This is a genomic window from Kitasatospora sp. NPDC059812 (assembly GCF_042732075.1).
Classification (GTDB): domain Bacteria; phylum Actinomycetota; class Actinomycetes; order Streptomycetales; family Streptomycetaceae; genus Kitasatospora.
The window spans coordinates 17,779-33,824 of sequence record NZ_JBHWIO010000030.1 but is presented as its reverse complement, the minus strand read 5'-3'; the positions used below and the strand labels follow the sequence as shown (position 1 = coordinate 33,824).

Sequence of the window (16,046 nt, the reverse complement as noted above, 5' to 3'; positions counted from 1 at the left end):
TCAGCCCCGCCGCCAGCGGTTGGTGATCGGCAGGCGGCGGTCCCGGCCGAAGTTCTTGACCGAGATCTTGGGGCCCGGCGGGTACTGCCGCCGCTTGTACTCGGCCGTGTCGACCAGCCGGACCACCCGGTCCACCACGGCCGGGTCGAAGCCGGCCGCGACGATCGCGTCCCGCCCCTCGTCGCCCTCGATGTAGCGGGCCAGCACGCTGTCCAGCAGGTCGTAGTCGGGCAGTGAGTCGCTGTCCTTCTGGTCCGGCCGCAGCTCGGCGGACGGCGGCTTGGAGATGGTGTTCTCCGGGATCGGCGGCACCTCGCCGCGCCGCCCGGCCTCCTCGTTGCGCCAGTGGGCCAGCCGGAAGACCAGCGACTTGTAGACGTCCTTGATCGGCCCGAACGCGCCCACCGAGTCGCCGTACAGGGTCGAGTAGCCGACGGCCAGCTCGCTCTTGTTGCCGGGCGCGAGCACGATGTGCCCCTCCTGGTTGGAGATCGCCATCAGCAGGGTGCCGCGCAGCCGGGACTGCAGGTTCTCCTCGGCCAGGCCGGTCAGCTCGGTCGCGCCCAGGTAGGCGTCGAACATCGGGGCGATGGAGACGGTGCGGTAGTGCAGCCCGGTCCGGCGGGCCAGCTCGGCCGCGTCGTCCCGGGAGTGCTGCGAGGAGTAGCGGCTGGGCATCGAGACGCAGTACACGTTCTCGGCGCCGATCGCGTCCACCGCGATGGCGGCCACCAGCGCCGAGTCGATGCCGCCGGAGAGGCCGATCAGCACCGAACGGAAGCCGTTCTTGGTGACGTACGCCCGGGTGCCGGAGACCAGCGCGGCCCAGATCTCCGCCTCGTCGGACAGCCGCGGCGCCACCTCGGGGGCCGGGGTGTCCGCGGGCGCGGCCTGCGGCTCGCCGCCCAGGTCGGTGCGGACGAGGTGCAGCCCGTCGCTCAGCAGCAGGCCGTCGGTGTGGTCGTCGCCGGCGGCCGGCAGGTCGAGGTCCAGCACCAGCAGGTGCTCCTCGAACTGCGGGGAGCGGGCCAGCACCTCGCCGTCCGCGCCGACCACGATCGAGTCGCCGTCGAAGACCAGCTCGTCCTGGCCGCCGACCATGTTGACGTAGGCCAGCGGGCAGCCCGCCTCGGCGGCCCGGCGCCGGACCAGCTCCAGCCGCTGGTCGTCCTTGTTCCGCTCGTACGGCGAGCCGTTGACCACCAGCAGCAGCCCGGCCCCGGCCTCGCGGGCCGCGGTGACCCGGCCGCCGTCCTGCCAGATGTCCTCGCAGATGGCCAGCGCGACGTCCACTCCGTGCAGCCGCAGCACCGGCAGCTGCTCGCCCGGGACGAACCAGCGGTACTCGTCGAACACTCCGTAGTTGGGCAGGTGGTGCTTGGCGAAGCGGGTCACCACCTCGCCCCGGTGCAGCACGGCGGCGCAGTTCTGCGGGGAGCCGGCCGGGCGGCCGAACCTCGGCGAGGCGTGCTCGGAGCGTCCGAGGTAGCCGACCACCACCGGCACCTCGCCCAGCCCGTCGGCGGCCAGCCGCCCGGCCAGCTCGACCAGCGCGCCCCGGGACGCCTCGACGAAGGAACTGCGCAGGGCGAGGTCCTCGACGGGGTAGCCGGTCAGGGCCATCTCGGGGAAGGCGACCAGCTGGGCGCCGGCCTCCACGGCCTGCCTGGTCCAGCGCACCACCTCATCGCTGTTGCGGGCGATGTCACCGACCCAGGGGTCGATCTGGCTCAGGGCGAGACGGAGATTGGGCATGCCCCCGAGTGTAATCGTCGAACTGACGCAATGTGCTGTCCGGGGGGTCGGACCAGGGTCCGGACTGCCGTCCCGCGCGGTGATCGGCCATGATGGGGGCAGCCGCGTCCGGGGGTCTTCCGGGCGTAACACGAGCGTAAAGAGCAGAGGTGAGACTGTCCCCATGGGCAAGCAGCAGCAGTTCGTGCTTCGGACGCTTGAGGAGCGTGACATCCGGTTCGTCCGGCTGTGGTTCACCGACGTGCTCGGGTTCCTGAAGTCGGTCGCGGTGGCTCCGGCCGAACTGGAGCAGGCCTTCGAGGAGGGCATCGGCTTCGACGGCTCGGCGATCGAGGGCTTCGCCCGGGTCTACGAGTCCGACATGATCGCCAAGCCGGACCCGACCACCTTCCAGATCCTGCCGTGGCGCTCGGAGACCCCCGGCACCGCCCGGATGTTCTGCGACATCCTGATGCCCGACGGCTCGCCGTCCTACGCCGACCCCCGGTTCGTGCTCAAGCGCACCCTGGAGAAGGCCTCCGCCCAGGGCTTCACCTTCTACACCCACCCCGAGATCGAGTTCTTCCTGCTGAAGAACCTGCCCGGCGACGGCACCCCGCCGATCCCCGCCGACCAGTCCGGCTACTTCGACCACACCCCGCGCGGGGTCGGCCACGACTTCCGTCGACAGGCCATCACCATGCTGGAGTCGATGGGCATCTCGGTGGAGTTCTCCCACCACGAGGGCGCCCCCGGCCAGCAGGAGATCGACCTGCGCTACGCCGACGCGCTGTCCACCGCCGACAACATCATGACCTTCCGTCTGGTCATGAAGGAGGTCGCGCTGGAGCAGGGCGTGCACGCCAGCTTCATGCCCAAGCCGTTCTCCGACCACCCCGGCTCGGGCATGCACACCCACCTGTCGCTGTTCGAGGGCGACCGCAACGCCTTCCACGAGACCGGTGCCGAGTACCAGCTCTCCAAGGTCGGCCGCTCCTTCATCGCCGGTCTGCTCAAGCACGCCGCCGAGACCGCCGCCGTCACCAACCAGTGGGTGAACTCCTACAAGCGGATCTGGGGCGGCTCCCAGCGCACCGCCGGGGCCGGCGGCGAGGCCCCGTCCTACATCTGCTGGGGCCACAACAACCGCTCGGCGCTGATCCGGGTGCCGATGTACAAGCCCGGCAAGCAGGGCTCCACCCGGATCGAGGTCCGCTCCCTGGACACCGGCTGCAACCCGTACCTCGCCTACGCCGTCACCCTCGCGGCCGGCCTCAAGGGCATCGAGGAGGGCTACGAGCTCCCGCCGGGCGCCGACGACGACGTCTGGGCGCTGACCGACTCCGAGCGCCGCGCCCTCGGGATCCAGCCGATGCCGCAGAACCTCGGCGAGGCGATCGACCTGATGCAGCGCAGCGAGCTCGTCGCCGAGACCCTCGGCGAGCACGTCTTCGACTTCTTCCTGCGCAACAAGCGGCAGGAGTGGGAGGAGTACCGCTCCGAGGTGACACCGTTCGAGCTGCGCAAGAACCTCCAGGTGCTCTGAGCGCCTGAGCGGCTCAAACACCTTCGGGCCCGCTGTCGTTCGATCGGATGACAGCGGGCCGTCCGCTCGGGTGGATCGTTTCCCCAATGGCGGTATGTGAAGATCCTGTGACGGACGGTTGTGGTCCGATGGGCGTGCTCGTCCGTTCCGTCCCGAGAGGATCCCATGCCCTCCTCCGCTGTCAGCCGCGCCGCCGCGGCCCGTCTGCTCGCCCGCCGGACCGTCGTCGCGGGCGCCGCCCTCGCCGCCGTCGCGAGCCAGCTGCTGGCCACCCCGATCGCCGACGCCCGTGGCTCCGGCTCCGGCTCGTCGAACCCGCACCCGCGCGCCGAGACCATCTCCGAGAACCCGCTGCCGTTCACCACCCGCTTCCAGGGCGACTTCCACGGCTCCGTCACCAGGATCAGCAACTCGCTGATGACCTGTGACGAGACCAAGGCACCCCTCGACCCGGAGCAGCCGCCCTGCGAGGACGCCCGCAAGGGCCTCGGCAGCATGCCGATCAACAACAAGTACGAGATGAAGTACATCAACATCGACCCGGGCTCCATCGGCCCGCTCGGTGACCCGATCTACTCCGCCAGCTCCGCCGACCTCGGCCTGATCGACGGCTCCAAGGTCAAGTACGCCCGGCTGTACTGGGGCGGCACCCGCGGCATCGGCGACACCGTGCTGCCGGAGAACCAGATCGACGAGGTGTACCTCAAGGTCCCGGGCGAGAAGCAGTACCGGGACATCGCCAACGACCAGCCGTCCATCGGCTACATCACCACCGACGTGGAGAGCAGCTACCAGGCCTCCGCCGACATCACCGACCTGGTCAGGAACGCCGGCAACGGCACCTACACCGTCGCCAACATGGACTCGGTGGTGAAGCCGCACAGCTGGGGCGGCTGGACGATCGTCGTCGCGTACGAGAACGACTGCAAGCCGATGCGGCACATCCACCTGTGGGACGGCTTCCAGGTCGAGCTGCCGGACAGCCCGACGCGGCAGATCAAGCTCGCGGGGCTGCAGACGCCGCAGAGCGGTCAGCTCCACGGCAAGCTCGGCTGGGTGGTCTACGACGGCGACCTCAAGTGGACCGGCGACACCCTGTCGGTCAAGTCCACCAACGGGCCCGAGACGCTGTTCTCCGACATCAACCACGCGCCGAACGACGCCTTCAACTCCACCATCGAGGAGTTGACCCCGGAGGACCAGTTCGTCCGCAACCCGTACAACCGCAACAACTTCGGCTACGACTCCAACCGCTGGGACATCTCGCCGTACCTGCGCAACGGGGACACCGACCTCACCGCCACCTTCAACACCCAGAAGGACGGCTACGACATCGGCGTCTTCTACGCCTACGTCAACCTGGACGGCTCCACCGACGCCTGACCGGCGCCGCCGCGTTCCCGCCGGGCCGGCGCGGCGAGCCGCGCAGCAGCCGCTCGCACGGCCGCTCCACCCAGCGGTACAGGCCCGCCGCCACCGCCAGCGACCCCCCGGCCAGCAGCAGCCAGACCCCGAGCGCCGCCGCCCCGGGCGCCGGGCGGCCCAACTCGGCGAGCCAGCAGCGGATGCCGATCTCGTGCACCAGGTACCAGGCGTAGGACCACTCGCCGAGCCGCACCGCCGTCCGCCCGGCCAGACCCCGTCCGACCGGACCCTGTCCTCCTGGCGGCCGGGGCACCGCACCGGCCGCGTCCCGCTGGGCCGCCGCCACCAGCAGCGCCGCGAACAGCGCCGCCGGCACCAGCTGGGAGGCGCTGTACGGGCCCCACCACAGCGCGTCCGGGACGGCCGCGTGCCAGGGCGCCAGCAGCAGGTGCCAGCCCGCCACCGCCGCGGCCGCCGCGCCGAGCTGCACCCGGGGGACCATCCCGTGCCGCACCGCCAGCCCGACCGCCACCCCGAGCACGAACTGCGGGGTACGGGCCAGCGGCAGGTAGTCCAGCAGCCAGCCGCGCACCGTCGGATCGGCCGGCAGCAGCGGGCCCGCCGCCCACAGCGCCGGGCCGAGCGCCGCGCACACCGCCGCCACCGGCAGCCAGGCCCGGCGGCGCGGCGCCAGCAACCGCAGCAGCAGCGGGAACAGCAGGTAGAACCAGGCCTCGGCGCCCAGCGACCAGGACGCCGGATTGCCGCCGTACACCGTCGCCTGCGCCCACGGATGCACCAGCAGCAGCGACCAGAGCGCGGCCGCCACCGGCAGCGCCGTGCCGATCGCGGCGTCCGCGCCCAGCGACAGCACGGTGCTCAGCACGTGCAGCGGCCAGATCCGGGCGAACCGGCGGCGGGCGAACGCCCCGGCGGGGACGGGCGAGCCGCCGTACGTCCAGGCCAGGACGAAACCGGACAGGACGAAGAAGAACGTCACCCCCGAACGCCCGTACCAGGCGAGCGGGTCGAGCACCGGCAGCCCGCCGACCTTGCGGGACAGGTGGTAGAGCACCACCAGCAGGGCCGCCCAGAAGCGCAGCCCGGTGAGCGAGGGCAGGCGGCTGGGCATCGGCGCTCCGGAACGGGACGGGACGGGGTGGGACGGGGTGGGACGGGGTGGGACGGGGTGGCACGGTCGGCGCGGGGAGAACGAGCGCGGCGGGCCCGAGGTCACGGACGGACGGCGCGGCGCGCGGCGGCGGGCCGTCCGGCGGTCGTGTCCGGCGCCGGGCCGTCAGGGCGCGTAACCTGCTGGGGCGGACGGATGGAGGGGCCATGGCGGTGGACGAACAGCGGGCCGGGAGCCGGGTCAGCAGGCCGGAGATCAGGCTGGTCAGGCGCGGGTTCACCGACCCGGCGCAGGCGGTGCGGCTGCTGGCGGGCCCCGGCCTGGAAGGCCTGGCCGACGACCCCGTGCTGCTGGACGCGCTCGGCGCCACCGCCGACCCCGACCTCGCCCTGCTCGGCCTGGCCCGGCTGCTGGAGGCCGCCGACCAGGCCGAACGGCACACCCTGCGCGACACCCTCACCACCTCCAAGCCGCTGCGCGACCGGCTGCTCGGCGTGCTCGGCGTCTCCACCGCGCTCGCCGACCACCTGGCCCGGCACCCGCACGACTGGCACATGCTGGTCACCTTCGAGCTGCGCGACATGCACCCCGGCCCGGAGGACTTCCGCCGCGCGCTCGCCGAGGGCGTCCGGCGCGGCCGGGAGGGCGGCCGCAGCCCGGCGGACGCGCTGCGCGTCGCCTACCGCCGCTGCCTGCTCGCCATCGCCGCCCGCGACCTCACCGGCACCACCGACCTCGCGCAGACCGCCGCCGAACTCGCCGACCTGGCCGGCGCCACCCTGCAGACCGCCCTGGACCTCGCCGCCGAGCAGGACCAGGACGCCGCCCGGGCCTGCCGGCTCGCCGTGATCGGCATGGGCAAGTGCGGCGGCCGCGAACTCAACTACGTCTCCGACGTGGACGTCATCTTCGTCGCCGAGCCGCGCGAGGGCGTGGACGAGCACGAGGCCGTCAAGGCCGCCACCCGGCTCGCCGCCGCCCTCACCCGGCTCTGCGCGGACACCACCGGCGAGGGCACCATCTGGCCGGTGGACGCCAACCTGCGCCCCGAGGGCCGCAACGGCCCGCTGGTGCGCACCCTGGCCAGCCACCTCGCCTACTACCAGCGCTGGGCCAAGACCTGGGAGTTCCAGGCGCTGCTCAAGGCCCGCCCGGTCGCCGGGGACGCCGAACTCGGCGCCGCCTACCTGGAGGCGCTGGCCCCGATGGTCTGGCAGGCCGCCGCCCGGGACAACTTCGTCACCGACGTGCAGCAGATGCGCCGCCGGGTCATCGACTCGATCCCCGCCACCGAACTGGACCGCCAGCTCAAGCTCGGCCCCGGCGGGCTGCGCGACGTCGAGTTCTCCGTCCAACTGCTCCAACTGGTGCACGGCCGCACCGATCCGGCGCTGCGCAGCGGCAACACCCTGGAGGCGCTGGCCGCGCTCTCCCGCGGCGGGTACGTCGGCCGGGCGGACGCCGTCTCGCTGGACACCGCCTACCGCTTCCTGCGCTCCCTGGAGCACCGGATCCAGCTCTACCGGCTGCGCCGCACCCACCTGATGCCCACCGGCGCGGAGGACCTGCGCCGGCTGGCCCGCTCGCTGGCCGCGCTGATCAACGACGACACCCGCTCCGACCCGGTGGCCGCGCTGCAGCGCGAGTGGAAGCGGCACGCGGTGGAGGTCCGGCGGCTGCACGAGAAGCTGTTCTACCGGCCACTGCTCGACGCCGTCGCCGAACTGCCGCCGGGCGCGGCCGGGTTGACCCCGGACGCGGCCCGGGCCCGGCTGGAGGCGCTGGGCTACGCAGACCCGGCCGCCGCGCTGCGCCACCTCAGCGCGCTCGCCTCCGGGGTGAGCCGCAAGGCCGCGATCCAGCGCACCCTGCTGCCGGTGCTGCTCGGCTGGTTCGCCGACTCGGCCGATCCGGACGCCGGGCTGCTCAACTTCCGCCAGGTCTCCGACGCGCTCGGCCGCACCCCCTGGTACCTGCGGCTGCTGCGCGACGAGAGCGCCGCCGCCGAGCAGCTGGCCCGCGTGCTGTCGGCCGGCCGGCTCGCCCCCGACCTGCTGCTCCGCGCCCCCGAGGCGGTCGCCATGCTGGGCGACCCGCAGGGCCTGGCGCCGCGCGGCCGGGCCGCCCTGGAGCAGGAGATACTGGCCGCCGTCGGCCGGGCCGGATCCACCGCCGCAGCCGTCGCCGCCGCCCGCTCGGTGCGCCGCCGGGAGCTGTTCCGCACCGCCGCCGCGGACGTCCTCGGCCGCCTCGGCGAGGACCCGGCCGAGGCGCTGGACACCGCGGGGGAGGCGCTGACCGCGCTGAACGCCGCCACCCTCCAGGGCGCGCTGCGCGCCTGCACGGCCGGCTGGGAGGCCGAGCACGGCGACCTGCCGACCCGGATCGCGGTGATCGCGATGGGCCGGTTCGGCGGCCACGAGCTGGGCTACGGCTCGGACGCCGACGTGCTCTTCGTCCACGAGCCGCTGCTCGGCTCGCTGGAGCAGGACGCCGCCCGGGCCGCCCAGGCGGTCTGCAACGAGCTGCGGACCCTGCTCGGCGCGCCGTCCACCGAGCCGCCGCTGCTGGTCGACGCCGACCTGCGGCCGGAGGGGCGCAGCGGCCCGCTGGTGCGCACCCTCGCCTCGTACGCGGCGTACTACCGGCGCTGGTCGCACGCCTGGGAGAGCCAGGCGCTGCTGCGCGCCGAGCCGGTGGCCGGGGACGAGGAGCTGGGTGCGCGGTTCCGGCAGCTGATCGACCCGCTGCGCTACCCGGGCGTCGGGGTGCCGGAGCGGGACCTGGTGGAGATCCGCCGGATCAAGGCGCGGATCGAGGCCGAGCGGCTGCCGCGCGGCGCCGACCCGACCACGCATACCAAGATCGGCCGCGGCGGGCTGGCCGACGTGGAGTGGACGGTGCAACTGTTCCAGCTCCAGCACGGGCACGAGCTGCCGGCCCTGCGCACCACCCGGACCAGGGCCGCGCTGGCGGCCGCCGCCGGGGCCGGGCTGGTCGGGCGGTCGGACGCGCAGGTGCTGGACGCGGCCTGGGTGCTGGCCTCCCGGGTGCGCTCGGCGGTGATGCTGGTGCGCGGCCGGCCCGGCGACAGCTTCCCCGGGGAGGCCCGGGAGCTGGCCGGGGTGGCCCGCTACCTCGGGTACGGCGCCGGGCACAGCGGCGAGCTGGTGGACGACTACCGGCGGACCACCCGGCGGGCCCGGGCGGTGGTGGAGCGGCTGTTCTACGGCGGCTGAGACCGGCGGCTGAGGCCGGGGGCTGAGACCGGCGTCGAGGCCCGCGGCCGAGGCTCGGGCACGCGAAAGGGGCCCCGGGTGGGGCCCCTTCGGTTCGTCCAGGTCCGGCAGCTCTACCGGCGGGCGCTGCTCACCGCGGGTTCGCTCCACTGCTCGGGGACGGTGATCGGCTCCTCCGCCGTCTCCCGGGCGGGCACCTGGGGCAGTTTGTAGACCCAGGAGCGGTACATCCAGCGGGCGGTGAGGAAGCCCAGGGCGAGGCAGAGCTCACCGCCGACGGCGTCCATCCAGAAGTGGTTGGCGGTCGAGACGATCACCGTCAGGGTGGCCAGCGGGTAGAGCAGGCCGAGCACCCGGACCCACGTCCGGCGGGCCAGGTAGAAGATGGCCAGCCCGCACCACATCGACCAGCCGATGTGCATCGAGGGCATCGCCGCGTACTGGTTGGACACGTGCGCGGCGGGCCCGGAGGCCATCGAGCCCCAGGTGCCGTGGACCTTCACGGTGTCGATGAAGCCGCCGTCGGTCATCAGCCGGGGCGGGGCCAGCGGGAAGAAGTAGAAGCCGATCAGGGCGATCGCGGTGGTGGCGAACAGCACGGTGCGGGCGGCGACGTAGCGGCCGGGGTGGCGGCGGTAGAGCCAGACCAGCACGCCGATGGTCACGATGAAGTGCAGGGTCGCGTAGTAGTAGTTCATCCCGGTGATGAGCCACCCGACGCTGTCGACGGCGTGGTTGATCGAACGCTCGACGGCGATGCCCAGCGACTGCTCCAGGTCCCAGATCCAGCGGGTGTGCTTCTGGGCTATCGAGGCCTGTTCCGGGACGGCGTTGCGGATGATCGAGTAGATCCAGTAGCTGATCCCGATCAGGGCCAGTTCGAACCAGATCTTCGGCCGGGCCGGTGAGCGCCGTTGGTCGCGGATGCGGCCGCGCAGTGCGGCGATACGGGACTGGGTGGCGCGGGCGGCTCCGTCGGGCAGGCGTCCCGAGGAGGCCGGCCGTGCTCCGGAACCGTCACCGAGCGCCGCTTCGGCCCGCTGTGCGCGGCCGTGTTGGATCTTGGTCGGTTCCCCCATGGACGAGAAGTCTGCCAGACGTCCCGTCGCCGTCCGATCATCCCCTGGCAGTGGATTCTTCACCGGCTGTCCCCCTTGAGGGCTAGGGGGAGGCTCCCACCGGGGTAGGGGGTGAGGTCGGGTCTGGTGCTTACCGGTGGGACAGGCATGCGTCCCATTGTTACGCCGACCGCTCCAAGGGCGTAATCGGGGTGGCGGCAACGGTCCTGGCCTGGAGTTTCCCGGAAAGAAACCGTTTCTGCATCTTGCTGAAACATATTGCAGGCCGCTAGCTTCCAGGGAACTCGCTCACCCCTTCCCCTAAGGGAGACCCTCAGTGGCCGATGTCCGGCTCCGCCCCCGGCGGAGCACCCCCCGACGCAGACCCGGCCGTACGGCCGTCCTGCTGGCCGCCGCGCTGACCGCAGCCACCCTCGGCAGCGCCCCCGCGGCCCTCGCCGCCGCCCCGCCGCCCCCGCCCTCGGACGCCGCCCTGGCGGCCACCGCCGGGCGGCACGACCTCAGCCGCGAGCAGTTCTACTTCGTCCTGCCCGACCGCTTCGCCAACGGCGACCCCGCCAACGACACGGGGGGCATCACCGGCGGCCGGCTGGACCACGGCTTCGACCCGGCCGACAAGGGCTTCTACCACGGCGGCGACCTGGCCGGCCTGATCCAGCGGCTCGACTACATCCAGAACCTCGGCACCACCGCGATCTGGATGGCGCCGATCTTCAAGAACAAGCCGGTCCAGGGCAGCGGCGACCAGGCCTCGGCCGGCTACCACGGCTACTGGATCACCGACTTCACCCAGGTCGACCCGCACTTCGGCACCAACGACCAGCTCAAGGACCTGATAGCCAAGGCCCACGCCCGCGGCATCAAGGTCTTCTTCGACGTCATCACCAACCACACCGCCGACGTCATCGACGACGCCGAGCAGCAGCACGGCTACCGCTCCGTCGGCGCCTACCCGACCCTCGACGCCGACGGCAACCCCGTCGACGAGACCGCGATCGCCGACGCGGGCGCGCCCTGGCCGCGGCTCACCAAGGACTCCTTCCCCTACACCCCGGTCTTCCGCAAGCCCGCCGACGCCACGGCCAAGACCCCGTCCTGGCTCAACGACCCCGCGCTCTACCACAACCGCGGTGACTCGACCTTCGTCGGCGAGTCCGCCACCGAGGGCGACTTCAGCGGCCTGGACGACCTGGACACCCAGAACCCCCGGGTGGTGAAGGGCTTCGAGAAGGTCTACCAGCAGTGGGTCAAGGACGCCGGCGTGGACGGCTTCCGGATCGACACCGTCAAGCACGTCAACATGGCGTTCTGGCAGCAGTGGGCGCCCGCGCTCAAGGACTTCGCCGCCAAGCAGGGCAACAAGAAGTTCTTCATGTTCGGCGAGGTCTACTCCGGCGACCCGGCGATCACCTCGCCGTACGTCACCAAGGGCAAGCTCCAGGCCACCCTGGACTTCCCGTTCCAGGGCGCCGCCCGCGGCTACGTCTCCCAGGGCGGCTCGGCGAAGAACCTCGCCGACGTCTACGGCCAGGACTACCGCTACACCACCGCCGACACCGACGCGTACGAGCTGCCGACCTTCCTCGGCAACCACGACATGGGCCGGTTCGGCTCCTTCCTGCTCGCCGACAACCCGGGCGCCGACGAGGCCACCCTGCTGAAGAAGGACCGGCTCGGCACCGAGCTCCAGTTCCTCACCCGCGGCCAGCCCGTCGTCTACTACGGCGACGAACAGGGCTTCACCGGCGCGGGCGGCGACCAGGACGCCCGACAGGACATGTTCGCCTCCAAGACGCCCTCCTACAACAGTGACCGGGTGCTCGGCGGCCCCTCCGGCCCGGCCGACCGGTACGGGCAGGGCGGCGCGCTCTACCAGGACGTCGCCGCGCTGGCCAAGCTGCGCCGCGACAACCCGGCGCTCGCCGACGGCGCCCAGATCGAGCGCTACGCCGCCGACGGCGCGGGCGTGTACGCCTTCTCCCGGATCGACGCCGGGCAGCGGACCGAGTACCTGGTGGCGGTCAACAACGCCGCCGAGGCGAAGACCGTCACCCTGGACACCTTCTCCGCCGGGATGGGCTTCGACCGGATCTACCCGGCAACGGGCGGGAAGGCGACCTCCGGCGCCGACCGCAAGGTCACCGTGACCGTGCCGGCGCTCTCCTCGGTGGTGTTCAAGGCGGGCGCCGGGCTCGCCCCCACCACGGCGGCGCCGCAGCTCTCCGTGCAGCCGCCGGCCGACGGTTCGAGCGGCACCGTCACCGTCGGCGCCACGACCGGCGGCGGCTTCAACCGCGTCACCTTCGCCGCCCAGATCGGCACCGGGCCCTGGCAGACCCTGGGCACCGCCGACACCGGGAAGAACCTGGTCACCCAGGACCTGGGCGCCACCGCCCCCGGCACGGTCGTCCGCTACAAGGCCGTCGTCCAGGACTCCAGCGGCCGACTGCGCTCCGCCACCGCGAGCTTCACCACCGGCGCCCCCGCGCCCAAGCCGGTGCCCACCGCCGCCGCCCGCCCGTACGCCGTCGTGCACTACAACCGGCCGGACGGCGACTACGACGGCTGGAACCTCTACGCCTGGGGCGACCTCGCCGACGGCGAGGCCACCCCGTGGCCCGCCGGGCACGCCTTCACCGGCCGGGACGCGTACGGCGCCTTCGCCTACGTGAAGCTCAAGCCCGGCGCCTCGGACGTCGGGTTCGTCGTCGAGAAGAACGGCGTCAAGGACGTCGACGCCGACCGACACGTCGACGTCGGCGCCACCGGCGAGGTCTGGCTCCGGCAGGGCGACCCGGCCGTGCGCACCGCCGACCCGGGCCCGGCGAACACTCCGCCCGCCAACACCGCCGTCCTCCACTACAACCGGGCCGACGGCGACTACGACGGCTGGGGCCTGCACGACTGGACCGGCGCCGCCACCCCCACCGACTGGGGCAAGCCGCTGATGCCGGTGCGCCGCGACGCCTTCGGCGCCGTCTTCGAGGTGCCGCTGGCCCCCGGCGCGACCAGCCTCAGCTACATCCTGCACAAGGGCAACGACAAGGACCTGCCCACCGACCAGTCCCTGGACCTCGCCGTCGACGGCCGCGAGGTGTGGCTGCTCGGCGGCCGCGAGGGCCACCTGCTGCCGCAGAACGCCGCCGCCTCCGCGCAGGTGGACCTCGGCACCGCCAAGGCCCAGTGGATCGACGCCAGGACCGTCGTCGTCCCGGCGGCCTACGGCGCGGGCGACGCGGCCCTGGCCGGCGGCACCAGCGCCCAGCTGGTGTACGACCCCGAGGGCGGCATCCGCGCCGACAAGGGCGTGCTGACCAAGCCCGGCCGGTGGATCCGGCTCAACGCCGCCCAGGGCGGCCTGACCGCCGCGCAGAAGGCCGCGTTCCCGCACCTGGCGGGCTACCGGGCCTTCACCGTGGACGCCCGGGACACCGCCCGCGTCCCGGCCGCGCTGCGCAGCCAGCTGCTGTTCACCGAACACCTGCCCAGCGGCGCCGTGCTGGCCGCCACCGGCGTGCAGACCCCCGGCGTGCTGGACGACCTCTACGCGCGCCGCACCGGCCGGGTGGACTTCGGCCCGGCCTACTACAACGGCAAGGTGGCGCTGTCGGTGTGGGCGCCGACCGCGCAGGAGGTGTCCGTCCAGGTCTTCGACAGTGCGACCGGCGGCACCCCGAAGACGCTGCCGCTGAAGCTGGACGACGAGACCGGCGTCTGGGAAGTCGTCCGCGACAAGGGCGAGTTGGACGGCAAGTACTACCTGTACCAGGTGAAGGTCTGGGCGCCCTCCGTCCAGCAGGTGGTGGTCAACACCGTCACCGACCCGTACTCGGTCGCGCTGTCCACCGACTCCAGGCGCAGCCTGGTCGCCGACCTCGCCGCCAAGGAGCTCAAGCCCGCGGGCTGGGAGGAGCAGAACGTCCCCGAGCCCGTCCCGCCGGCGCAGCAGCAGATCCAGGAACTGCACGTCCGGGACTTCTCGGTGGAGGACACCACCGTCCCGGCCGCCGAGCGCGGCACCTATCTGGCGTTCACCGAGTCGCAGTCGGCCGGCATGCGGCACCTGCGGGAGCTCGCCCAGGCCGGGGTGACCACCGTCCACCTGCTGCCGACCTTCGACATCGCCACCATCCGGGAGAACCGGGCCGACCAGAAGCTGCCGGCCTGCGACCTCAAGTCCCTGCCCCCGGACGGTCCGAAGCAGCAGGAGTGCGTGGCGGCCGTCGCGGCCGACGACGCGTACAACTGGGGCTACGACCCGCTGCACTACACCGTGCCGGAGGGGTCGTACGCCACGGAGCCGAACGGGACGGCGCGCACCGTCGAATTCCGGCGGATGGTGCAGGCGATGCACGAGGCCGGGCTGCGGGTGGTGCTGGACGTGGTCTACAACCACACCGCCGCCAGCGGCCAGGCCGAGCACTCGGTGCTGGACAGGGTCGTCCCCGGCTACTACCAGCGGTTGGACGACAACGGCAAGGTCACCGCGGACAGTTGCTGCGCCGACACCGCGCCCGAGCACGCCATGATGAACCGGCTCGTGGTCGACTCGGTGACCACCTGGGCCCGCGAGTACAAGGTCGACGGCTTCCGCTTCGACCTGATGGGCCTGGACCCGAAGTCCACCATGCTGGACGTGCAGGCCGCGCTGCGGAAGATGACGCCCGCCTCGGACGGCATCGACGGGAAGAACGTCTTCCTCTACGGCGAGGGCTGGAACTTCGGCGTCGTCGCGAACAACGCCCGGTTCGAACAGGCCACCCAGCTCAACCTGGCCGGCACCGGCATCGCCACCTTCGACGACCGGCTCCGCGACGCCGCCCGCGGCGGCAACTTCATGCTGAACTCCGCCCCGCAGCAGGGCTTCGCCTCGGGCCTGTACACCGACCCCAACGGCTCGCCCGCCAACGGCACCCCGCAGGAGCAGAAGGACCGGCTGCTGCACCAGATGGACCAGCTGAAGGTCGGACTGGCCGGCAACCTGGCCGGCTACTCCTTCACCGACAGCTCGGGCCGGGCCGTCACCGGCGCGCAGGTCGACTACAACGGCGCCCCGACCGGGTACGCGGCCACGCCGGGCGAGGCGGTGGAGTACGTGGACGCCCACGACAACACCGACCTGTTCGACGCGCTCGCGTACAAGCTGCCGACCGGCACCGCGCCCGCCGACCGGGCCCGGATGCAGGCGCTCGGGCTCTCGCTCACCGCGCTCACCCAGGGCGCGGGCTTCGCCCAGGCCGGCAGCGACCTGCTGCGCTCCAAGTCGCTGGACGCCAACTCCTACGACTCGGGCGACTGGTTCAACGCCATCCACTGGGACGCGACGCAGGGCAACGGCTGGGGCCGGGGCCTGCCGCCGGCGGCCGACAACAAGGAGATGTGGCCGACCGCGCAGTCCCTGCTGGCGAACCCGCGGCTGACCGTGGGGGCGGCCGAGATCCGCGCGACCTCCGCGCAGTACCAGGAGTTCCTGCGGATCAAGCAGTCCTCGCCGCTGTTCTCGCTGCCCACCCTGGCCGCCGTCCAGCAGCGGCTGTCCTACCCGCTCTCCGGCACGCCCGGTGAGACGCCCGGGGTGATCACCCTGCACCTGGACGGCACCGGGCTGAAGGGCGCCGAGAAGGGCGTCACCGTGGTGTTCAACGCCACGCCCACCGCGCAGGCGCAGACCGTGGCGGCCCTGAAGGGGACGGGCCAGGCCCTGCACCCGGTCCAGGCGGGCGGCGCGGACGCGGTGGTGAAGCAGTCCGGCTTCGATGCCGCGACCGGCACCTTCACCGTGCCGGGCCGCACTGTGGCGGTGTTCGTCCAGGGCTGATCGACGAACTCCGGAACCCCCGGGGGGGGGGGCGGGGGGGGCCGCGGGGGGCGGGGCGGGGGGGCGGTGGCGGGGGGGGGGCGGGGGCGGCGGGGCGGCGGCGGGCGGGCGGGGGGGGGGGGGGCGCGGCGGC

The 16,046-nt window shown here is 72.9% G+C and carries 7 protein-coding genes; 4 read left to right on the top strand and 3 right to left on the bottom strand.

Annotation, left to right across the window (positions count from 1 at the left end):
- Entirely contained in the window at nt 1-1,755 is a 1,755-nt protein-coding gene (locus ACFV6D_RS17300; protein WP_063347346.1) for an NAD+ synthase, read from the bottom strand.
- A 163-nt stretch (nt 1,756-1,918) separates the two neighbouring features.
- Between ACFV6D_RS17300 and glnA the strand changes: the two genes are divergently transcribed.
- Both glnA and ACFV6D_RS17290 read left to right on the top strand, forming a co-directional pair.
- Nucleotides 1,919-3,280, top strand: coding sequence for a type I glutamate--ammonia ligase (gene glnA, locus ACFV6D_RS17295; RefSeq protein ID WP_063347345.1), 1,362 nt, complete (start codon nt 1,919-1,921; stop codon nt 3,278-3,280).
- A gap of 165 nt (nt 3,281-3,445) precedes the next feature.
- Nucleotides 3,446-4,663: a hypothetical protein gene (locus tag ACFV6D_RS17290; RefSeq protein ID WP_063347344.1), complete on the top strand. Its 1,218-nt coding sequence runs from the start codon at nt 3,446-3,448 to the stop codon at nt 4,661-4,663.
- On the opposite strand, the gene ACFV6D_RS17285 is transcribed toward ACFV6D_RS17290, so the two are convergent.
- The gene (locus ACFV6D_RS17285; RefSeq protein WP_380560402.1) at nt 4,635-5,777 is read right to left on the bottom strand and encodes an acyltransferase family protein; all 1,143 of its coding nucleotides are present in this window, start codon (nt 5,775-5,777) and stop codon (nt 4,635-4,637) included. The genes ACFV6D_RS17290 and ACFV6D_RS17285 overlap by 29 nt on opposite strands.
- Nucleotides 5,778-5,983: 206 nt before the next feature.
- On the opposite strand from ACFV6D_RS17285, the gene ACFV6D_RS17280 reads away from it, so the two are divergent.
- On the top strand, nt 5,984-9,016 hold the full coding sequence (locus tag ACFV6D_RS17280; RefSeq protein WP_063347342.1) for a bifunctional [glutamine synthetase] adenylyltransferase/[glutamine synthetase]-adenylyl-L-tyrosine phosphorylase: 3,033 nt from the start codon (nt 5,984-5,986) through the stop codon (nt 9,014-9,016).
- Between the two features lie 113 nt (nt 9,017-9,129).
- Here the strand turns inward: ACFV6D_RS17280 and ACFV6D_RS17275 are convergent, their stop codons facing one another.
- The gene (locus ACFV6D_RS17275; RefSeq protein ID WP_063347341.1) at nt 9,130-10,095 is read right to left on the bottom strand and encodes a phosphatase PAP2 family protein; all 966 of its coding nucleotides are present in this window, start codon (nt 10,093-10,095) and stop codon (nt 9,130-9,132) included.
- 316 nt (nt 10,096-10,411) lie between these two features.
- Here ACFV6D_RS17275 and pulA point away from each other — a divergent pair, with 316 nt between their 5' ends.
- Nucleotides 10,412-15,913: a pullulanase-type alpha-1,6-glucosidase gene (gene pulA, locus ACFV6D_RS17270; RefSeq protein ID WP_380560401.1), complete on the top strand. Its 5,502-nt coding sequence runs from the start codon at nt 10,412-10,414 to the stop codon at nt 15,911-15,913.
- Nucleotides 15,914-16,046 lie beyond the last annotated feature (133 nt).